Here is a 562-nt window from a genome sequence, read left to right as displayed (position 1 = left end):
CTAAGGGTGCCCTCAAATATCCGCACAGCACGTCTATACAGACTTGCACCTCCTCCCGGGAGCCGAAGGCCTGCCAGTCATCGGCGAGCGCCACAAGAGCGTACATGCCGGCCGTTCGCTTCGTCGCGCTGTCGCTTGCGCTCAACAACTCAACTGCTGTTACGAATCGGCCACGGAGCGTTCGGTTGGCATCAATCCTGACCTGACTCTTCGCTTCCCCCCTTCTTGAGTCCTCCTTCTCGCGATCCAAAAGAGCAGTCTGCCGTTGAAGATCCGCGCGGCCTCGGTCTCGGTCGGCAGCCTCAAGTTCCTGGCCGTGTCGGGCCAAGCTCAGTCCGACGCCAACGACCGCTATCAGCCCGCCAAACCCAAACAGAACGACTTGACTGATCGGCCCAAGCAGCGGTCCACGCTCCTGAGCACTGAGACCCGGTGCCCACGCGTCTAAGAGAGAGCGCGGAAGAAGCACAATTGCCGCCACTCCCAACAGAACGAAGGCAACCGCCCCGATTGTAATCACAAGTCCGCTCGGATAGCGAGAATTCCTCGTGTAAGCCAACAC

Annotated in this window: 1 pseudogene; it reads right to left on the bottom strand. The window is 60.0% G+C overall.

What is annotated here, in order from left to right:
* A pseudogene (locus JF66_RS24720) lies at positions 1–250 on the bottom strand (hypothetical protein); the annotation flags it as partial.
* Positions 251–562: the final 312 nt, after the last annotated feature.

Source organism: Cryobacterium sp. MLB-32 (assembly GCF_000738085.1).
Classification (GTDB): Bacteria; Actinomycetota; Actinomycetes; order Actinomycetales; family Microbacteriaceae; genus Cryobacterium.
This window is presented reverse-complemented; position numbering and strand designations above follow the sequence as displayed.